Source organism: Methylomonas sp. PHL2-19 (assembly GCF_059331595.1).
Map to the genome: position 1 here is coordinate 1064278 of NZ_CP196839.1, position 18889 is coordinate 1083166.

Sequence of the window (18889 nt, forward strand, 5' to 3'; positions counted from 1 at the left end):
GGTGCTGAAAACGTATTGTGAGTAAAGAATGAATCAAGAACAACAGCAATCCCAACTGAAACAACTGATAGCAAAAGGCAAGGCGCAGGGTTATTTGACTTATGCGGAAGTCAACGACCATTTGCCTAGCGATATTATCGATCCCGAGCAAATCGACGATATTATCGGCATGATCAATGATATGGGGATTCAGGTTTATGAGGTGGCGCCGGATGACGATGACTCGCTGATAACCTCAGATGCCGTCGTTACTGCAGATGACGACGAGGAAGTGGCTGAAGTCGCAGCCTTGGCGTCTGTCGATAGCGAGTTCGGCCGAACCACCGATCCCGTGCGCTTATATATGCGTGAAATGGGTTCGGTTGAGTTATTGACTCGCGAGGAAGAATTAAAAATTGCGAAACGGATTGAGGAAGGGCAACGCCAAGTAGTGGGGGCCATTGCCCGATCCGGGTTTATTGTCGAGACTTTTATCGAAGCATTTGATTCCGTTCAGGTTGAAGACTCCGGCGTACGACTCAACGATTTGGTGTTGGGTTTTGTCGATCTCACTGAGGTTGAGGATATTGACGTCAGCGGTATCGAGATTGAAGAGCCTGCTGAGGATGCTGAAGAAGAGAGCAAAACCGTTGATTACGAAGAGGTTAAGCAAAAAGTCGAGTTGCTCAGAAAAGCTTTAAAAGCCGCGACGACCTCGGTTAAAAAACATGGTTACGGCCATGATAAAACCGAAAAACTGTTTGATGCGATAGACGAAATATTTTGCGAGTTTAAATGGACGCCGCAGTATTTGAAAAAAATGGTGTCCATTTCTGAAGAGTTGATTTCAGCTATTCGCGAAGAAGAGCGTTTCATACTGGATGTTTGCGTCAAGAAAGCAAAAATGCCGCGTAAGGACTTTATCAATGCGTTTGCCGAGAATGAGGCTAACCTTGAGTGGTTGGATCAATTTATCGCTGCAAGGCCTAATTTTTCTGAGGTTTTCAGTAGTCACCGTGAGAATATTAGGGCGGCACAGCAGCGATTGGCCGATATCGAGTCTCGCTACGGCTTGAGCATTGCTGTTCTGAAAAGTATTTGTCGTAGCATCTCCTTAGGGGAAGCTAAAGCCAGGCGCGCTAAAAAGGAAATGATCGAAGCTAATTTGCGCTTGGTTATTTCTATTGCCAAAAAATACACCAATCGCGGTTTGCAGTTTCTGGATTTGATTCAGGAAGGCAATATTGGTCTGATGAAGGCTGTCGATAAATTTGAATATCGACGCGGTTACAAATTTTCTACCTACGCAACATGGTGGATCCGTCAGGCGATTACCCGTTCCATCGCTGATCAGGCCAGAACTATTCGTATTCCGGTGCACATGATCGAAACCATTAACAAGCTGAATCGCGTCTCCAGACAGATTTTGCAGGAGCTGGGTCGCGAGGCTACGCCGGAAGAATTGGCTGAGCGTATGGAAATGCCCGAGGACAAAATTCGCAAAGTGTTGAAGATTGCCAAAGAGCCGATTTCAATGGAAACACCGATTGGTGACGACGAAGATTCGCATTTGGGTGATTTTATTGAAGATTCCAAGATGCTTTCGCCGGTAGAGTCTGCTACAATCGCCGGCCTTCGCGAGTCCACTCAAAATGTATTGGCGGGCTTAACAGCTAGAGAGGCCAAGGTGCTCCGGATGCGTTTCGGTATCAACATGAATACCGACCATACACTGGAAGAGGTTGGCAAACAGTTTGACGTGACCCGTGAGCGGATTCGTCAGATCGAAGCGAAAGCGCTACGGAAACTAAGGCATCCTTCCAGATCAGAGCAGTTAAGATGTTTTCTTGACGGCGAGTAAGGCGTTTTCAGTGTTCTTAGGCTAGATAATTAAGGGCCCTTAGCTCAGTTGGTTAGAGCTTCCGACTCATAATCGGCAGGTCGTAGGTTCAAGTCCTACAGGGCCCACCACAGATAACAGGCCGTTTGCGCGGCCTTTTTTTATATGCGCAAGTTTTAATTTTGGCGAGGGTGTAACCGTGAATAAAAACTACCTTTTTACCTCAGAGTCTGTTTCGGAAGGTCATCCGGACAAAGTTGCGGACCAAATTTCAGATGCTGTCGTTGATGCCTTGCTGGCTCAAGACCCTCGTTCCAGGGTAGCCTGCGAAACACTGGTCAAGACCGGTATGGTGGTTTTGGCCGGCGAAATTACCACCAATGCTTGGGTGGATACCGAAGAGTTGGTCAGAAAAGTAGTTTGCGAGATTGGTTACGACAACGGCGAAATCGGCTTTGACGGTAATAGCTGCGCGGTATTGAATGCCATTGGTAAACAGTCAGCCGACATCGCTATGGGTGTTGATGAATCGGAAAATCACGAACAAGGTGCCGGCGACCAAGGTTTAATGTTTGGATATGCCAGCAACGAAACCGACGTGTTAATGCCGGCCCCTATTACCTACGCGCATCGTTTGGTTGAGAGACAAGCCTTGGTGCGGAAGAATAAAACCCTGACATGGCTGCGTCCGGATGCAAAAAGCCAGGTGACTTTCCGTTACGAAAACAACAAGCCGGTCGCCATTGATGCGGTCGTTCTATCTACCCAGCACTCCCCGGAAATAGGTGGCAAACAACTGGAAGAAGCGGTAATGGATGAAATCATCCTGCCGACCTTGCCGAAAGAGTGGCTGCACAAAGATACTAAGTATTTCATCAATCCTACCGGCCAGTTCATCATCGGCGGTCCCGTGGGTGACTGCGGCTTGACCGGCCGTAAAATCATCGTCGATACCTACGGTGGCATGGCTCGCCATGGTGGCGGCGCGTTTTCCGGTAAAGATCCGTCAAAAGTGGATAGATCCGCGGCCTATATGGGGCGCTATGTGGCAAAAAATATCGTTGCCGCCGGCTTGGCAGAGCGTTGCGAAATTCAGGTCTCCTACGCGATCGGCGTCGCTGAGCCTACTTCCATCAGCATCGAAACCTTCGGTACTGGCAAAATCGAAGAAGAACGCTTGGTGCAAATCGTGCGCGAGCACTTCGATTTGCGGCCGAAAGGCTTGATTGCCCAATTGGATTTATTAAAACCGATTTATCGTCCAACTGCCTCTTACGGCCATTTTGGTCGTAACGAAGCCAGCTTCAGCTGGGAAAAAACCGACAAAGCCGAAGCATTGAAAGATGCTGCGGGCATTTAATCCGGATCAGGAAAACATTATGAGCCAAGCCGATTACAAAGTTGCCGATTTAGCCCTAGCTGAATGGGGTCGTAAAGAAATTAATATCGCCGAAACCGAAATGCCGGGTTTGATGGCTTTGCGCGCCGAGTTCGGCTCTCAACAGCCACTGAAGGGCGCGCGTATCGCCGGTTGTTTGCATATGACCATTCAAACTGCGGTATTAATCGAAACACTGACGGCATTGGGTGCGGAAGTCCGCTGGTCCTCCTGCAATATTTTCTCCACTCAGGATCATGCAGCGGCTGCGATAGCCGCTGCCGGAATCCCTGTTTTTGCCTGGAAAGGCGAGACCGAGGCGGAAGCGGAATGGTGTATCGAACAAACCATTCTTGGCCCTGACGGTTGGCGTCCGAATATGATTCTGGACGATGGTGGGGACCTGACCACCATGATGCACAATAACTTCCCCGAATTGATGGCGGATGTGAAAGGCTTGTCCGAAGAAACCACCACTGGTGTGTTGCGTCTGACCGAAATGGTGGCGAAAGGCACTCTGAAAGTACCGGCGTTTAACGTTAACGATTCGGTCACCAAATCCAAATTCGATAACCTTTACGGTTGCCGCGAGTCTTTGGTCGACGGTATCAAACGTGCCACCGACGTAATGGTAGCCGGCAAAATTGCCGTGGTCTGCGGTTATGGCGATGTGGGTAAAGGTTGTGCGCAATCTCTACGTGGATTGGGTGCAACTGTTCTGATTACAGAAATTGATCCGATCTGCGCATTGCAGGCAGCAATGGAAGGTTATCGTGTAGTAACAATGGACGAAGCAGCGCCTATTGCCAACATCTTTGTTACGGCTACGGGCAACGTCGGAGTCATTACTCACGATCACATGAAAGCGATGCGTGATCAGGCTATCGTCTGCAATATCGGCCATTTCGATTCGGAAATCGATATTGCGTCCTTACGCCACTACACCTGGGAAAACATCAAGCCGCAGGTCGATCATGTCATTTTCCCTGACGGCAAGCGCATTATCGTGTTGGCAGAAGGTCGTCTGGTGAATTTGGGCTGCGCCACCGGCCATCCTAGCTTCGTTATGTCCAACTCGTTTTGTAACCAAGTATTGGCGCAGATCGAGCTTTGGACCAACGCATCCAGCTATGAAAACAAAGTTTACGTATTGCCGAAGAAACTTGATGAGAAAGTCGCGCGTTCGCATTTGGCGCAAATCGGCGTAAAACTAACCGAATTGACGAAAGAACAGGCGGCGTATATTAATGTACCGGTGGAAGGTCCTTACAAACCGGATCATTATCGTTATTAAGGCTTAGATCAATCTAACCGGAAAGGGGGCGCAAGCCCCTTTTTTATGCAAGCTATGAATAATCAAACTATCGCTCAGCGCGATCTTGCCGTGCTCTGGCACCCGTGTAGTCAGATGAAAGACCACGATGCTCGGGCATCTGCGGCGGATGCGTTGCCGTTGATTCCGATTAAATCGGGCCAAGGCGTCTGGCTGGAAGATTTCGACGGTAACCGCTATCTGGACGCAATAAGTTCCTGGTGGGTAAATCTATTCGGTCACGCCAATCCCATTATCAATCAAGCGCTACGAGAGCAGCTTGAAACGCTTGAGCATGTCATCCTCGGTGGGTTTACCCATGAGGCGGCGTTAACACTGGCGGAAAAGCTGGTGGAAATCACACCGCCGGGTTTGGATAAATGTTTTTACGCGGATAACGGTTCATCGGCGGTCGAAATCGCGTTAAAGATGAGCTTTCATTATTGGCGTAATCTCGGGCAAACTCAGAAAACCAAATTCATCACACTGGAAAACAGCTATCACGGCGAAACCCTGGGGGCTTTGGCGGTTGGCAACGTGGCTTTATACAAGGACACCTACGCGCCGTTGTTGATGGATGTGATCACGGTAGCTGGACCCGATTGCTACTATCGCGAAGATGGCGAAAGTTGGGAAGCCTATTCCACCCGCCGTTTCGCGGCCATGGAGCAAGCCTTGGCGCGACACGCTGATGAGGTTTGTGCGGTAATTATCGAGCCTTTGGTGCAATGTGCCGGCTGTATGCGCATGTATCATCCGGTGTACCTAAAATTGCTACGTGAAGCCTGCGATAAATACCAGGTACATCTAATTGCCGACGAAATTGCAGTGGGCTTTGGCCGTACCGGCACCTTGTTTGCTTGTGAGCAAGCGGCAATCAGCCCGGATTTTATCTGTCTATCCAAAGGCCTGACCGGCGGTTATTTACCCTTGTCTGCGGTCTTGACCAGTAATCAGGTCTATCAAGCTTTTTACGATGATTATCAAAATCTTACTGCCTTTTTACACTCGCATAGCTACACCGGCAACGCATTGGGCTGCCGGGCGGCTTTGGCGACGCTGGGGATATTTGAGCAGCAAAATGTGATCGCTAATAATCGGTATTTGGCGGAGTTAATGACTAAAGCCGTAGAGCGATTTAAGGAGCATCCCAACGTCGCCGAAGTACGGCAAACCGGCATGATCGTTGCGATAGAATTGGTTAAAAATAAGCATACGCGCGAGGCCTATCCTTGGCAGCAGCGACGCGGTTTGGCCGTTTATCGCTATGCTTTGAGTCGGGGCGTGTTGCTGCGGCCCTTGGGGAATGTGATTTATTTTATGCCGCCTTATGTGATCAACGAGCAGGAGCTACAACTGATGGCTGAAGTGGCCTGGCAGGGCATCCAATTGGCGGTGCAGGACTAATGCGAGTATCGCGTTTATATGTCGCTGAGCCGCTCAATGTGGGCGGCCGTATCGAATTGGATGACGATGCGGCCCATTACGTGCGCAGTGTGCTGCGCTTAAAGCAGGATCAGAACATCGTGCTGTTTAACGGTCACGGCGGAGAATATCTGGGTCGTTTTAGCGAAGTCAGCCGCAAGACCGTGCGCGTAGAAATCGAGCAGTTTATTGAGCGTAATGTCGAATCACCACTGGCGATTAATCTGGGTTTGGGTATTTCTCGCGGCGACCGGATGGACTGGGCGGTACAAAAAGCCGTTGAACTGGGCGTCACAAGGTTAACGCCCTTGGTAACCGAGCGTTGCGTGATCAAATTCAACGACGATAAAAAGCAGCAACGTTTACAGCATTGGCAGCATATTGTCCAGCACGCGGCCGAACAGTCCGGAAGAACTTATTGTCCGGTGATTGGCGAGATTGCCCACTTAAGCGATTGGGTGATCGGACAGCAAGGATTAAGCGTGTTTCTCGATCCCTATGCCGAGCAATCCCTAGCGGACCTGAAGCCGGTAAATTCCCGCGTTACCTTACTGTCCGGACCCGAGGGCGGCTTCAGCGAGCAAGAACGCCAAATTGCCAAGACAGCAGGATTCGTTCCCGTACGAATGGGTGCCCGGATCTTGCGTACCGAGACTGCGGTGTTATCGGCATTGACCGCTGTGCAAACCTTATGGGGAGATTTTCGTTGATCCGCTGGATTGTCTATGCGTTGCTGCCGTTGCTTATATTGGTCATTGCCGCCACGACTGCGAGCATGCTGGGGTACGGTTTGCTGTGGCTTGCCGGCGATATTTTGCCGTTGGCAAAAGTTATCAGCAAAATTACCTTGGTGCTGTTGCTGCTGAGTATTTTTCCGTTAAAGAACTATCTGCAATTCAGTTGGGCGGATTTGGGATTTGCGCCCAAAGCGATATTTTTCAAACAAATGCGCCAAGGTCTGGCCTTGGGCTTATTGACCTTGCTGCCGGTGCTGTTGACGCTGTATTGGCTGGATGTTCATATCTGGGACGATACCCGGCATTGGACGGTGGGCAAAATAGCTGAAAAAATCGGATTGGGTTTGTTTTTTGCGATGCTGATTGCGGTCGGCGAAGAAATGCTATTTCGCGGCCTGCTGCTGGGGGCTTTAGGCCGGAAAATGTCAATGATGGCAGCCGTGACAATTAGCTCCATCTATTATGCGGCGCTACATTTTTTGAAAAGTAAGTCGCAACTGGTTTACGCCGATTTAACGCCGGGCAGTGGTTTAAAATTAATCGCCGAAGCGTTTGCCAACTGGTTGAATCCGCAGATAATCAGCGCCTTGCTGGCTTTATTTGTGGTTGGTGTGTTTTTAGCAATTCTCAGAAGTCGGGTGCCGCAAAGCCTGGGTCTATGTATCGGTTGTCACGCCGCGTGGGTCTGGCAGATTAAAGTGAGCAGAGATTTGTTCAACGTCAATTTGCAAGCGGATTCACTGTTTCTGGTCAACACCTATTACGACGGCGTGGTGGGCCCTTTGGTTAGTAGCTGGTTGGTATTCGCGCTAATTGTTTATGGGGTATGGACCCAGTGGCCAGCTAAAGCCGCACGCGGCAATTAGATCAAAACGCCATACCAACTTGAAAAAATGATTGCCAGATACCATGGTGTTTTGCAATATTTCTCTCCATCATTTCCAGTGCATCATAAGAGGACATATTTATGCGCAGAGTCAGACCGAATACTTCCGTTCTTCTGTTAACTTTACTGGTCGCCGGTTGTGCTAGCGAGCCAGTCGCCCCGACCAAGCAGGCGGACAAAATTCTGTCCGGTGAACAAATGTTGCGGGATAGTCAGGGCATTGCGCAGTTGGGTAGCCGTTGGCAGGAAGGTAAGCAAATGGTCGAACGCGGACAAGTGATGCAACGTGAGGGCCAGATAAAGATTGACGAAGGCCGCAATCTGGTTGAGGAAGGCCAAAAAATCATGCGTGAAAGTGAAGAAGGTTATAAAAACATAAAACAGTAGGCAACCCGTATACCGTTACAGGATGCTTTTTATAAAGTTTAGCGATGATAGAGCTTTTCAGTCCGGTGGCTGGCAGCGTTTAAGGGTTTTGCTACCGGATTGAAGCGGTTAGGCCGCGTTGCTGTCTTGAGTCTTTGGGTTTTGCGGCACTAAGGTTAAGACGGTTTTGGATATTTTAACGCCTGAGTGATGGATATCCCGATATTCCAGCTGCGTGTTGTAGCAAAAAGCGCATAGCGAAGCATTTGGCAGAAATTGCAATTCGTCTGGCGGAATTTCATCCCCGCACCTTGAGCAAAAGCTTAACTGCGTTGCCTTTGGTTTCATGTTTCCCCCTCTTTCTCGTAATAATCGCTGCTGAGGATAAACGGAATATTTCTTGCCTTCTGTTGGAACGCCGGCATTTTTCAACACTCCGTTGTTAGGGCAATGTGATAAAGTCCAAAGTTCCTGAACTAACCCCGGGTACCAGCGCTAATCGGTGCTTGCGACATAGTGCAAATATGCGAAATATCTAATGCGATTATCCAAGCACTGACGATGCCGTAGCAAGCTTTTTTCGCTATGGGGCGCAAGAATTTTAAAAATATGCTACTCCAAGTGCTTTAGGGGGATTATGCGTCGGAGCAAGCTGCTATGACAGGCGAGATGAAGCAGGTGGGCCGGATTGAGGCCGCGCAGGGGCCGGTGGTCGATGTGCGTTGCGAATATCTGCCGCCAATCGGTCAGGCGCTTGATGTTGTGAACGGTGGCGGTCGCTATGTGCTGGTTGTGTTTCAGCATCTGGAGCCTACGCTGATTCGGGCAATTGCTTTGCATTCGGTTTCGGGCTTATTTCGCGGCATGCCGGTGTTTGATCGTGGCGACGCTTTAAATGTGCCGGTCGATCCCAGTTGTTTGGGGCGCATGCTGAATGTGTTCGGCGATCCGCTTGATGGCGGCCAGCCCTTACCTAACATTAATTTCCGTAATATTCTCGCCGCTCCCCCCTTGCTGTCCGATACGCTGCCGGCTTCGCAAATCTTGGAAACCGGCATCAAGGTCATCGACCTGCTTTGCCCGTTCGTGCGTGGCGGTAAAACCGGCTTGTTCGGCGGTGCCGGCGTCGGCAAAACCGTGCTGATGATGGAGTTCATGCACGCGGTGAGTGTGGCGATGCAAGGTGTATCGGTTTACGCCGGCGTTGGCGAACGCATGCGCGAAGGCCACGAACTCTGGCATGAAATGGCCGATGCCGGCGTATTACCCAAAGCACTGCTGGTCTACGGGCAAATGGACGAGTCACCCGGTGTGCGCTTTCATGTCGGTTACACCGCTTTGGCGTATGCCGAGTATTTGCGCGACACGCTGGATACCGAAGTGTTGTTTCTGATGGACAATATTTTTCGCTTCGTGCAGGCCGGCAGTGAAATTTCCGGTTTGCTGGGGCGGATGCCGGCCACGGTCGGCTATCAACCCACTTTGCTGACCGAAGTTGCATCGCTGGAAGAACGTATCGTCTCCACCAAATCGGGCTCCATTACCTCGGTGCAGGCTGTGTATGTGCCGGCCGACGACATGTCTGATCCGGCAGTGGCTACCATCCTTGGGCATCTGGATAGCGTGGTCATCTTGTCGCGGCAACAGGCCGCCAAAGGCATTTATCCGGCCATAGATCCTTTGCGATCCAGCAGCCGGATCATGGATCACCATATCCTGGGCGACCGGCACTATCAGGTGGCTCGTGCCGTGCGCGAGCATTTGTCGCGCTATCGGGAATTGGAAGATATTATCGCCATGCTCGGTATCGAAGAGCTCTCGCAAGAGGATCGCCGAATCGTCGAACGGGCGCGCCGCTTGCAACGCTATCTGACCCAACCGTTTACCACCGTAGCCGATCACACCGGCATGCCGGGCGTGCGCGTGCCGCTGGCGCAAACCATCACCGACTGCGAAGCATTTATGGGCGGCCAATATGACCAGCTCAGCGAAGCCGATTGCTATATGAAAGGGGCAATGTCGGCATGAACGGGTTTGCGTTAACTTTGCTGGATAGTCGTGGCGCCGAGCATTTCGATACCGTTACCCAGTTTATCGGTGCCGATGCCGACGGCAGTTTCGGGATTTTGGCGGGGCATATTCACTGCGTGGCTTTGTTGAGATACGGGCTGGCCCGTTTCTGCGATCAAGCCGATGTCTGGCATTATTTGGCCTTGCCCAGCGGTGTGCTGCGCTTTGCCGACAATCAACTGACCGTGACGACGGTACGCTATTTTCTCGGCAAAGACCGCGACAGCATCTGCGAACGACTCGCCGCAGAAATGGCCCTGGCCGATTCAGAAGTACATACCGCGCGGGCGACGTTGTCGGAAATTGAACATTCTTTGGTGCGGCGCCTAGCCGAATTGAGTAGTCGCGGATCAGCGGGAATAGTGCCATGAGTTTTCGCAACAAATTAATCGAACACACTCGTCGCGATCTGCGTCGCTTGGAAGATAAAACCCGACGCCCGGCGACTTGGGTTGGCATGCTGTTTTATGGCGGCACCCTGGGTTTACTGTTTGTAGCGCCTATCGTCGCAGGTGCGTATTTGGGGCGGTGGTTGGATACATTGGCTACCGGTTATTCGGTGCGCTGGACTGTCAGTTTGATCGTGTTGGGTATTGTGCTTGGCGCTTATAACGTTTTTCGATTTTTGCAGGAAAAAAGCTGATTTTTTTCGGATTTATTCTTCACAAAAATTCGAAATGAGCGCTATTATTTATTGAAAATACACGAGGAATATCTTACGGCTCTTCGGCGTAGCAAACTTTACATCGATCAACGTTGCACTCAATAACCAGACTAAAATGAAACCACCCTTGCTGCGTTTAGCTCTTCCCTTATTAGCCTTATTTTTATTAAATGCTTGCACCAGCAGTTCGCCGGTAAAGCGAGAGAAAATGGCGTCGGTAAGGCCGAATATCGTCCAACAGCGACCGTCTTATCAACCGCAACCGACGCTGTATAAACCAGCATTTTATACGGGGACGTTCCCAAAACCGGCAGCGTTGGAGCCGGCCGTGGATTTCTGGCGAAAAACCTATGCGGTCTGGCAGCGTTCCGAAGTGGCTTTTCATGACGACCGTTATTTGGATGTCGTCTACGAAGTGATGACCTTACCGGGCTACGTTGCGGAAGGCCTGACGGCAGAACAAAAAGACATGATCAGCCAGCGCCGCGAGTATTGGAAAGCCCAATTGGCGGAATTGGAAAGTAAAGTGCGTTATGGCGCGGCCTTGAACGCCAACGACCGGCAATTGATCGCCAAGCTGGAAAGTAACGGCAGATCGCTAAATAGCGTGTTGCCTGGCCTTAGCGACAGACTGCGTTCGCAGCGCGGCACTCGCGAGCGTTTTAAACGCGGCTTGGAGATCAGCGGCCGCTATGATTTGCAGTTTAGAAAAACCTTCCGCGATGCCGGCTTGCCTGAAGACTTGGCCTATCTGCCGCACGTAGAGTCTTCGTTTCAACCATCCGCCAAATCCTCCGCCGGAGCGGTCGGCATGTGGCAATTTACCAAGGCTGCCGCCAAAACCTTCATGCCCGGCGGTGATCGCGTCGATCAACGTTACGATCCTTTCGTGTCCGCCAACGGCGCGGCCCGGTATCTGAGTTACGCTTACGGTAAGCTTGGTGATTGGCCGGCGGCGGTAACTTCATACAACCACGGCATCGGCGGGATGAAGCGTGCCCAAAACCAAGTCGGCAGTGACTTCGTGCGTATCGTAGATACCTATGACGGTCCGGCCTTCGGTTTCGCCTCCCGTAACTACTATGCGCAATTCCTGGCCGCCCGCGAAATTGCTTCCAATCCCGAGCAGTTTTTCCGGGAAGGCGTCCGCTACGAAAGTCCGTTGGCCCCCGGTCAATACTTGGCTGTTGAATAAATCAGTGCTTAAAGCTTATTCCAGCGAGGCTGTCGTAAAGGGTAGGCTAGGCTGAACGCAATGAAGCCCAACATTTATATTTTGTTGGGCTTCGCTGTGCTCTGCTCAACCTAGATTGCTGTTCTGTTTGTTTAATTCGAGGTGCGGACATGAATAACGCCGAGTCGGCAGCCGATACTGTTTTTCAACTCGGTCCACTGCCGATCAGTAACACGGTCGTGACTACCTGGGGCGTGATGCTGGGTTTTGTGGTGTTAATCTTGTTGCTGCGCTTCAGCCGTCAGCCATCTTCATTGCGAAATTTGCTCGAAGCCGTGGTCGTGGCGATAGAAGGCGCGATTGCCGAAGTCTTACCGGCGGCTTCAGTGCGGCGGGTGTTGCCGTTCGTGGCCAGCTTGTGGCTGTTTGTGTTGGTGGCTAATCTGGTGGGATTAATTCCGGAACTGCATGCGCCCACCCGCGACTTGTCCGCTACCGCCGCCTTGGCGGTTCTGGTGTTCGGTTCCACTCACTGGTTCGGGATTCGCGACTGCGGCTGGCGTCAGCATTTTCGCCATTACGCCGAACCCAGTATCATCCTGTTACCGTTTCACATCATCAGCGAATTTACCCGCACCCTGGCTTTGGCCATCCGCCTGTTCGGCAACATCATGAGTCTGGAAATGGCGGCCTTGCTGGTATTGTTGATTGCCGGCTTTCTGGTGCCGGTGCCGTTATTGATGCTGCATGTAATCGAAGCGGTGGTGCAGGCCTATATCTTTGGTATGCTGGCGCTGATTTACATCGCTGGTGCGTTGGAACCTGGCGAATCCGATACATCCGCCATTCCCGAGGAATAGTCATGAATGACATCCATTTATTCAGCATGATTTCCACCGGCGTGGCCGGGCTGGTGATCGCCCTAGGCACGATGCTGCCGGCTCTGGCAATGGGCAAAGCCATCGCCGCCGCGCTAGAAGCTCTTGCTCGCCAGCCGGAAGCCGAGAAGACCATCACCCGGACCTTGTTCATCGGTTTAGCGATGATAGAGTCCTTGGCGATTTATTGTTTGGTGGTGGCCCTGATTGTGTTGTTTAGAAATCCTCTGCTTGAGTATTTTTTAAAATAACTCAACGCAGATTGCTCCAATCGTTTACTTGGACTCTTTGTCCAACCATTCAGTAAATTTGTCGAAAATAAATTTACTGCCGCGCATGGAAAGATGATCGTCATCGTAAAAATAAGACATGTCATCGTGCATGCCGCCGCAAGTCGATTCATCGCATAAATATTCGTAGGCGGGAAAAATCTTAATCCGCTTATGCGTGGCGGCATTGATAGCATCGACCGCTCGTCTGTAGTTTATATTGCGTTCTTCAAAAGACTTTCTGGACACATCGCACTCGGGCAGCGCTTTGTCTGTAATACGCAGTGGGCGCTCGTCCACACAGTTTTTAGCGCTTATACCAATCTCCGGTACGTCTTCAATAAAAACCACCACTTTGCCCAGCTTTAAAATCTCATTGATGGTTGCGACATAGCCGGAAACAAATTGATTGTAATTTTCCGTCAACACATCATCCGGGCTTCTAACAATCCGATACAGGTTTTTAGAATCAGTGTTGCCGAAGCCAAAACCTTCTATGTACATCGCGCCTCTGGTCGCAAACACTACGCGCTGAATGGATGGGAATTCCTTCAGCAGCTTTAGCACGATAGGAACCACTACCCGGCATCTTGTCGATTTTTCGGCAAATTCTTCCGTCGGATTAATGCTCACCAGATCGATGAATGGCAGGCAGCCATTGACACCTACCAATGCCAGATCGTTCGAGCCCTTGGAAATGGAGTCGTAGACAAATTGCGCGGCGTGACTATCGCCGACCACCAGCATTTTTGGGGTGGCGGTGGTAAAGCGGCACATCAAATAATTGTAACTGGCCCCTTCCAATACCGTCTTACAGCGCTCATCGACCCAGTCCTCCGGTGTGTTGTAGAGCACTGTGCCGTTTACGTCGGCATACATTTTGGTTTTGGTCTGCGCATCGGCTTTACGAAAACCCAGTCCGTCCCGAGAATATGAAGCGTAACCGACATAGCCGATACCCAGCATCAGTAGCAGCAGTATCGCGGTCTTGGCTCTGCTGTGGCTACCCAAACGTATTGGTTTTTCCACCAGTCTGTAGGTCAGCCAAGCCAATGCCACGGCCAGCAACACCGCAATGGCTCGAATATTCATGCTAGGTACGTCGGTCTCGATGATTTGCGCAAAAGACAGCAGGGGCCAGTGCCACAAATACAACGGAAAACTGATCAAGCCGAACCAGACCGCCAGCGGGTGGGATAAGACGATGCGATTAACCCAGGCATTCGGCCCGGCCGATATGATCATGACTGCAGCCAACATCGGGATCACCGCCCAACGGCCAGGGAAATTGAGTTCTTTATTGATGATGAAAAAACCGAAGGCCAGCAGCAGCATGCCCAGAATAGAAAGCGCGTTGGCCAGTGTTTTGCCGTCGGCGGCGTGAGAGTTTCGATAAACCGCGCCTGCCAGCCAACCGTCGAGCTTCAGCTTGATAGTAGAGAACGAGTCTTTCTTGTAGAGCGTCATCCAGGCCAGCAAACTACCGCATAACAGCTCCCAAAACCGGGTTTGCGGAGAGTAAAACGTCGCGACAGGATGGGCGATGACGCCTGTGATATTCAGGCCGAAAGAGACGATGGCAATCAGAACCGTAATGGTCAACAGATTGAAGTTCCGCTCCCAGGCAAACCAAAGCAACAAGGGCCAGACGATGTAAAACTGTTCCTCAATGCCTAAACTCCAGAGATGCAGCAAGGGTTTAGTCTCGCCGGAGTTGTCGAAATAGCCGGCCTCGCTCCACAGCACAATGTTGGAAACGAATCCTGCGCCTGCGGCAATATGCTTGCTCAACTGCTTGTACTCGTCGGCAAACAGCGCGAACCAACCGAAGACGTAACAGGCTACTAACACCAGAATCAGTGCCGGAAATATACGTTTAACCCGGCGGGCATAAAATTCGGTGAAGCTGAAAGTACCCTTTTCCAGGTTCTGAAAAATGATGGTCGAAATCAGATAGCCAGAAATCACAAAGAAGATGTCTACGCCTATAAATCCGCCTTGCAAGCTGGTGGGGAAGGCGTGAAAGGCGATAACCGACAGAACGGCAATGGCTCTCAAGCCGTCAATATCCGGACGATACTTTGGGTGTGACAGATGTTCTTGCAAAGAGGTCATAGGGTAAAGAAATGCTAAGTGGGTTCGGACTTTCCATCTAATCTGCTCTAGCCTGGAAAGGCGGGCCGTATTCTAAGCCGTAAGTATTCGAGCCTCAAGACGTGCCTAAGCGGCAAACTGCGCAGGCTAAATTTTCAGACATCGAAACCATTGCGGGGTTTAAGATAGCGGATAAACAAAAGATCGGCGGTATTTTCGGAACAACGCCGCAAGTTCATATCCAACAAAACGGGTTACCCATCCATGATGCAATTCGACTGGACAACCTTTATCCTGGAAATCCTCAACTTTCTAGTCCTGGTGTGGATACTGCAACGCTTTCTGTACCGGCCGGTGCTGGCCATGCTCGATGCCCGGCAGCAGCGCATCAAAGACGAAACCGAGCAGGCCGCAAAATTGCGCAACCAAGCGGAAGCCCTGCGTCAACAATACGAACAACGCTTAGCCGCTTGGAATCAAGAACAGGAGACCAGTCGCCGCCAACTAGACGAAGAGTTAACTCAGTTGCGCAATACTGCAATGGAGAATCTGAAACAAACCCTAGCCGATGAAGAAGCTAAATTGCGCGTCCGCAACCAGACGCTGATTGCGGCACGGGAAGCCGCTTTGATAAGGGAAGCTGCGGGCGCGGCTTACGGGCAAGCTGCGGCTATGTTGCAACGGCTGGCTTCGCCGCAATTGACGCAGCGCATCGTCGAGGTCTTTCTGCAGGACCTGCTTGATATGCCGGACAGCGAGCTAGCGGCGCTACGCAAAGCCGCTGCTATGTTGATTGCCGCTTCTGCGGTCGAAGTGCTTAGCGCGCACCCGTTGAGCGAAGCCGATCAAGCGCGAGTGACGGAGGCCTTGTCGACTGCTGCCGGACAAACCTTGCAAATCACCTTCAAGGAAGACTCGGCCTTGATTGCCGGGTTGCGCGCCATAGTCGGCGAATGCCAATTGCACGCCAATCTGGCCGACGAACTGGCGTTTTTCCGGCGCCAAGCCAATCATGGTTGAGTCGGTTAAACCCTACCAATTCGGCTTGCGCTTATCTGAGCGCGGCTGCGTGGCCGGCATCGGCGATGGCATCGCCTGGATCCGCGGCTTGCCCACGGCGCGGCTGGACGAACTGATCGGTTTCGACGACGGCAGCACCGGCTTGGTGTTTCAGTTGGGCCGGGAAGTGTTGGGAGCGATTCTGTTGTCGCAAAACCGTGGCGTCACCGCCGGCATGGCGGTGCAACACATTGGGCGTAAGCTGGAAATTGGCGTTGGCGATACTTTAATGGGACGGGTGGTTGATCCGCTCGGCAGTCCGCTGGACGGTTTACCGCCGCCGGAATTGCGCCAGTTTCGCTCACTGGAAGCTGCCGCGCCGCCCATCATCGAGCGCGATTTCGTCTCCGAACCTTTATACACCGGCTGTAAGATCGTCGATACGCTGATTCCCATCGGTAAGGGCCAGCGCCAGTTGATCATCGGCGACGACGGCATTGGCAAAAGTGCGCTGGCTCTGGATGCGGTTCTGAATCAACGCGGCCGCAATGTATTGTGCGTGATGGTGTTGATCGGCCAGCCGCGTTCTTCCGTCGCCGGTACCCTAGAAGCGCTACGTCAGGCCGACGCGCTGGCCTATACTGTGGTGGTGGTCGCCGAAGCCAACGCTTTACCGGGTTTTCGCTATCTGGCGCCGTTTGCCGGCTGCGCGATTGCCGAGCACTGGATGCGCATGGGCCGCGACACCTTGGTGGTCTATGACGATTTGACGCGCCACGCTCAGTCCTATCGCGAGCTATCGCTGCTATTGCAACGGCCACCAGGCCGGGAAGCCTATCCGGGCGATATTTTTTATCTGCATTCCCGGCTGCTGGAGCGCTCCACCGTATTGTCGCCAGCCTATGGCGGCGGCAGCATGACCGCCTTGCCGATTATCGAAACCCGCCAGGGCGAGCTGTCGGCGTATATCCCCACTAACTTGATTTCGATCACCGACGGCCAGATTTATCTGGAGAGCAAGCTGTTCGCGGCGGGCATGCTGCCGGCCGTCGACATTGGCCGTTCGGTGTCGCGTATTGGCGGCAAGGCCCAGCATCCGGCCATCAAAACCGCTTCCGCGCATATCCGCTTGGATTATTTGCAGTTTTTGGAACTAGAGTTGTTCGCCCGCTTCGGCACCCGTTTGGAAGCCGGTGTCGAGGAAAAGCTGCAACGCGGCCGTTTGCTTCGGGAAATATTGAAACAGGACCGGCTGCAACCTTTGTCCGAACGCGCGCATCTGGCCTGGTTGCTGGCCTATGGCGAGGGTTTGCTGGAAAACCTCAAACCGGAACAGGCGGCCGGCGTATTGGCCGGGCTACTGGCAAAATTGCCGGATACGTTGAGTTTGGATTCGCCGAAAAAGCAATGGTTGTCAGTGTTGCGGCAACTCTTGGCGGATAAAACATGAGCCAGCGCCGGGAAGTCGAGGCGCGCTTAGCCTTGTTCGACGATTTGTCCGGCATTCTCGGCGCCATGCGCAGTTTTGCCTTGGCCGAGCTGCGGAAAGTGGGTAAGCGTGAAGCCGCGCAACAACAAGTCGTGCAGTCGCTGGAAACGGCCTTGGCCGATTTAGCCGACAGCTTGCCGGAGCCGGCTTTAAGCGCGCCCGCGAAAGACATCTGGCTGTTATTCGGTTCCGTGCGCGGCTTTTGCGGCAGCTTTAACGAAGACGTGATCCGTTACTGGCAGCAAAATGCTGATCAGCAGGGCCCTCTGATTCTGCTTGGCGAACGCCTGCACTCAATGGTTGAGGAACGCGCCGCATTGCAACGGCTGCGCGGTGCCGAAGGCGGTCTGGATGCGCCGGCGGCGATAGATAGTATTCTGGCGGCGGTGGCAGAGCTGCGCGGCGTCGAATTTGGGTTGATAGCTTGTATTCGTGACGAACAAGGGGCCCGCAGCCAACGTCTTTGGCCTCTGGCGAATGTGGCCAGCCACGCCCGGCTAAACCCACCGCTGACTTTCGCGCCGGCAGCGGAAGTGGCGCAAGGCGTCGCCGAGCATTATCTGTTTCATACCTTGCTGGCCTTATTGTTACGCTCGATTCGGGTCGAAAACCACATGCGGCTGATGCAGATGGAAACCGCGTTGCGGAATCTTGAGCGCGGCGGCGAGGAATTGAAGCGGCAACGCAATAGGCTGCGTCAGGAAGAAATCGTCGAGGAAATCGAGTTGATGGTGGGGCGGCATTAGCAGTCTGCGTTTAGCCATTCAATGCTTATTCCCGTTGCAGATCTTCCTGTTTGAAGTCTCGCCGCTTATGAATCACACCATGGATATATAAGGTTTCGCCGATTATTTCGCAAAGTATCCGGTATGAATATATGCCGATTTCGCGCACATTTTCCTCGCCAATTTCGGAAACTGTCCTGCCCAGCTTTGGCATGATAGCCAGTACATCCACTTTAGCGAGAACGTCTTGCGTTACGCGGTTTGCGTAGAGTTTGGAATCACGAGCAATAAATTGATGTATCGAGTGGAGGTCTTCGCATGCGGGTTTTGACCAAACAATCACCATTGTTCGATTTCGCGCTTTAACTCTTCGTGGTGAATGAATTGGTCTTCAGCGATAGCTTTGCGGCTTTTGCGTAACTTGTCGACGACGTACAGCTGATACATGATTTCGTCCATGTCTGCGTTGTCAGGCAAACGGTTAATCGATTCCAGCGCTTCCTGTTTTAGAGTGGGTGCTTGCATGAATAGAGTCCCATTGATGACTGGAGCTACACCATAAAACGCAATCAATCGGACGTCAATACGATATTTGCGCGGCGTT

At 52.0% G+C, this 18889-nt stretch carries 20 protein-coding genes and 1 tRNA gene; 17 read left to right on the forward strand and 4 right to left on the reverse strand.

The genetic code is table 11. From position 1 onward, the window contains the following. Positions 1-28: 28 nt before the first annotated feature. From rpoD to ACR02O_RS05065, 8 genes are all read left to right on the forward strand, one after another. Positions 29-1840 carry an RNA polymerase sigma factor RpoD gene (gene rpoD, locus ACR02O_RS05030; protein WP_171697379.1) on the forward strand — a complete coding sequence of 604 codons (1812 nt, stop codon included), beginning with the start codon at positions 29-31 and terminating at the stop codon, positions 1838-1840. A gap of 33 nt (positions 1841-1873) precedes the next feature. Beyond that, positions 1874-1950 (forward strand) — tRNA-Ile (locus ACR02O_RS05035). 68 nt (positions 1951-2018) lie between these two features. Beyond that, complete coding sequence (gene metK / locus ACR02O_RS05040) at positions 2019-3179, forward strand: methionine adenosyltransferase (RefSeq protein WP_171697380.1); 1161 nt, start codon at positions 2019-2021, stop codon at positions 3177-3179. Positions 3180-3198: 19 nt separating this feature from the next. After that, positions 3199-4491, forward strand: a complete 1293-nt coding sequence (gene ahcY, locus ACR02O_RS05045; protein WP_171697381.1) for an adenosylhomocysteinase — start codon at positions 3199-3201, stop codon at positions 4489-4491. 54 nt (positions 4492-4545) lie between these two features. Next, entirely contained in the window at positions 4546-5916 is a 1371-nt protein-coding gene (locus tag ACR02O_RS05050; RefSeq protein ID WP_494522919.1) for an adenosylmethionine--8-amino-7-oxononanoate transaminase, read from the forward strand. Then, positions 5916-6644, forward strand: coding sequence for a 16S rRNA (uracil(1498)-N(3))-methyltransferase (locus ACR02O_RS05055; RefSeq protein ID WP_494522920.1), 729 nt, complete (start codon positions 5916-5918; stop codon positions 6642-6644). Before ACR02O_RS05050 ends, ACR02O_RS05055 begins: the two co-directional genes overlap by 1 nt. Then, entirely contained in the window at positions 6641-7537 is an 897-nt protein-coding gene (locus ACR02O_RS05060) for a CPBP family intramembrane glutamic endopeptidase (protein WP_494522921.1), read from the forward strand. Before ACR02O_RS05055 ends, ACR02O_RS05060 begins: the two co-directional genes overlap by 4 nt. Before the next feature lie 101 nt (positions 7538-7638). Further along, positions 7639-7944, forward strand: a complete 306-nt coding sequence (locus ACR02O_RS05065) for a hypothetical protein (protein ID WP_494522922.1) — start codon at positions 7639-7641, stop codon at positions 7942-7944. Positions 7945-8052: 108 nt separating this feature from the next. Here the strand turns inward: ACR02O_RS05065 and ACR02O_RS05070 are convergent, their stop codons facing one another. Beyond that, entirely contained in the window at positions 8053-8271 is a 219-nt protein-coding gene (locus tag ACR02O_RS05070) for a TraR/DksA C4-type zinc finger protein (RefSeq protein WP_494523452.1), read from the reverse strand. 309 nt (positions 8272-8580) lie between these two features. Here ACR02O_RS05070 and atpD point away from each other — a divergent pair, with 309 nt between their 5' ends. The 6 genes from atpD to ACR02O_RS05100 all read left to right on the forward strand — a co-directional run bounded on the left by atpD (position 8581) and on the right by ACR02O_RS05100 (position 12960). Continuing rightward, entirely contained in the window at positions 8581-9951 is a 1371-nt protein-coding gene (gene atpD, locus ACR02O_RS05075) for a F0F1 ATP synthase subunit beta (RefSeq protein ID WP_494522923.1), read from the forward strand. Beyond that, positions 9948-10364, forward strand: a complete 417-nt coding sequence (locus ACR02O_RS05080) for a F0F1 ATP synthase subunit delta/epsilon (protein WP_458139006.1) — start codon at positions 9948-9950, stop codon at positions 10362-10364. The genes atpD and ACR02O_RS05080 overlap by 4 nt, the downstream gene beginning before the upstream one ends. Further along, positions 10361-10636, forward strand: a complete 276-nt coding sequence (locus tag ACR02O_RS05085; RefSeq protein WP_458139007.1) for an AtpZ/AtpI family protein — start codon at positions 10361-10363, stop codon at positions 10634-10636. Before ACR02O_RS05080 ends, ACR02O_RS05085 begins: the two co-directional genes overlap by 4 nt. 229 nt (positions 10637-10865) lie before the next feature. Beyond that, on the forward strand, positions 10866-11852 hold the full coding sequence (locus tag ACR02O_RS05090; RefSeq protein WP_458139215.1) for a lytic transglycosylase domain-containing protein: 987 nt from the start codon (positions 10866-10868) through the stop codon (positions 11850-11852). A gap of 149 nt (positions 11853-12001) precedes the next feature. Next, positions 12002-12691 (forward strand): F0F1 ATP synthase subunit A, encoded by a 690-nt coding sequence (locus ACR02O_RS05095; protein WP_494522924.1) that lies wholly within the window; start codon positions 12002-12004, stop codon positions 12689-12691. A gap of 2 nt (positions 12692-12693) precedes the next feature. Further along, entirely contained in the window at positions 12694-12960 is a 267-nt protein-coding gene (locus tag ACR02O_RS05100) for a F0F1 ATP synthase subunit C (RefSeq protein WP_020483596.1), read from the forward strand. A gap of 24 nt (positions 12961-12984) precedes the next feature. On the opposite strand, the gene ACR02O_RS05105 is transcribed toward ACR02O_RS05100, so the two are convergent. Next, positions 12985-15093 (reverse strand): acyltransferase family protein, encoded by a 2109-nt coding sequence (locus ACR02O_RS05105; protein WP_494522925.1) that lies wholly within the window; start codon positions 15091-15093, stop codon positions 12985-12987. 243 nt (positions 15094-15336) lie between these two features. Here ACR02O_RS05105 and ACR02O_RS05110 point away from each other — a divergent pair, with 243 nt between their 5' ends. From ACR02O_RS05110 to ACR02O_RS05120, 3 genes are read left to right on the forward strand one after another with little or no spacing between them, the layout of a single operon-like run. Beyond that, the gene (locus ACR02O_RS05110; protein ID WP_458139010.1) at positions 15337-16092 is read left to right on the forward strand and encodes a F0F1 ATP synthase subunit delta; all 756 of its coding nucleotides are present in this window, start codon (positions 15337-15339) and stop codon (positions 16090-16092) included. After that, positions 16085-17521: a F0F1 ATP synthase subunit alpha gene (locus tag ACR02O_RS05115; RefSeq protein WP_494522926.1), complete on the forward strand. Its 1437-nt coding sequence runs from the start codon at positions 16085-16087 to the stop codon at positions 17519-17521. The genes ACR02O_RS05110 and ACR02O_RS05115 overlap by 8 nt, the downstream gene beginning before the upstream one ends. Next, positions 17518-18306 carry a F0F1 ATP synthase subunit gamma gene (locus ACR02O_RS05120; RefSeq protein WP_494522927.1) on the forward strand — a complete coding sequence of 263 codons (789 nt, stop codon included), beginning with the start codon at positions 17518-17520 and terminating at the stop codon, positions 18304-18306. Before ACR02O_RS05115 ends, ACR02O_RS05120 begins: the two co-directional genes overlap by 4 nt. A 25-nt stretch (positions 18307-18331) precedes the next feature. On the opposite strand, the gene ACR02O_RS05125 is transcribed toward ACR02O_RS05120, so the two are convergent. Both ACR02O_RS05125 and ACR02O_RS05130 read right to left on the reverse strand, forming a co-directional pair. Then, complete coding sequence (locus tag ACR02O_RS05125; RefSeq protein WP_319962327.1) at positions 18332-18631, reverse strand: type II toxin-antitoxin system RelE/ParE family toxin; 300 nt, start codon at positions 18629-18631, stop codon at positions 18332-18334. After that, positions 18625-18810 carry a hypothetical protein gene (locus ACR02O_RS05130; RefSeq protein WP_494522928.1) on the reverse strand — a complete coding sequence of 62 codons (186 nt, stop codon included), beginning with the start codon at positions 18808-18810 and terminating at the stop codon, positions 18625-18627. The genes ACR02O_RS05125 and ACR02O_RS05130 overlap by 7 nt, the downstream gene beginning before the upstream one ends. Between the last annotated feature and the right edge of the window lie 79 nt (positions 18811-18889).

Coding starts and splice junctions, on each gene's coding strand:
- ACR02O_RS05085 (WP_458139007.1), top strand. CDS start 10,361: ATGAGTTTTCGCAACAAATTAATCGAACACACTCGTCGCGATCTGCGT.
- ACR02O_RS05115 (WP_494522926.1), top strand. CDS start 16,085: ATGGTTGAGTCGGTTAAACCCTACCAATTCGGCTTGCGCTTATCTGAG.
- ACR02O_RS05100 (WP_020483596.1), top strand. CDS start 12,694: ATGAATGACATCCATTTATTCAGCATGATTTCCACCGGCGTGGCCGGG.
- ACR02O_RS05090 (WP_458139215.1), top strand. CDS start 10,866: ATGGCGTCGGTAAGGCCGAATATCGTCCAACAGCGACCGTCTTATCAA.
- ACR02O_RS05110 (WP_458139010.1), top strand. CDS start 15,337: ATGATGCAATTCGACTGGACAACCTTTATCCTGGAAATCCTCAACTTT.
- ACR02O_RS05125 (WP_319962327.1), bottom strand. CDS start 18,631: ATGGTGATTGTTTGGTCAAAACCCGCATGCGAAGACCTCCACTCGATA.
- ACR02O_RS05105 (WP_494522925.1), bottom strand. CDS start 15,093: ATGACCTCTTTGCAAGAACATCTGTCACACCCAAAGTATCGTCCGGAT.
- ACR02O_RS05070 (WP_494523452.1), bottom strand. CDS start 8,271: ATGAAACCAAAGGCAACGCAGTTAAGCTTTTGCTCAAGGTGCGGGGAT.
- rpoD (WP_171697379.1), top strand. CDS start 29: ATGAATCAAGAACAACAGCAATCCCAACTGAAACAACTGATAGCAAAA.
- ACR02O_RS05065 (WP_494522922.1), top strand. CDS start 7,639: ATGCGCAGAGTCAGACCGAATACTTCCGTTCTTCTGTTAACTTTACTG.
- ACR02O_RS05130 (WP_494522928.1), bottom strand. CDS start 18,810: ATGCAAGCACCCACTCTAAAACAGGAAGCGCTGGAATCGATTAACCGT.
- ACR02O_RS05095 (WP_494522924.1), top strand. CDS start 12,002: ATGAATAACGCCGAGTCGGCAGCCGATACTGTTTTTCAACTCGGTCCA.
- ahcY (WP_171697381.1), top strand. CDS start 3,199: ATGAGCCAAGCCGATTACAAAGTTGCCGATTTAGCCCTAGCTGAATGG.
- ACR02O_RS05055 (WP_494522920.1), top strand. CDS start 5,916: ATGCGAGTATCGCGTTTATATGTCGCTGAGCCGCTCAATGTGGGCGGC.
- atpD (WP_494522923.1), top strand. CDS start 8,581: ATGACAGGCGAGATGAAGCAGGTGGGCCGGATTGAGGCCGCGCAGGGG.
- ACR02O_RS05080 (WP_458139006.1), top strand. CDS start 9,948: ATGAACGGGTTTGCGTTAACTTTGCTGGATAGTCGTGGCGCCGAGCAT.
- ACR02O_RS05050 (WP_494522919.1), top strand. CDS start 4,546: ATGAATAATCAAACTATCGCTCAGCGCGATCTTGCCGTGCTCTGGCAC.
- ACR02O_RS05120 (WP_494522927.1), top strand. CDS start 17,518: ATGAGCCAGCGCCGGGAAGTCGAGGCGCGCTTAGCCTTGTTCGACGAT.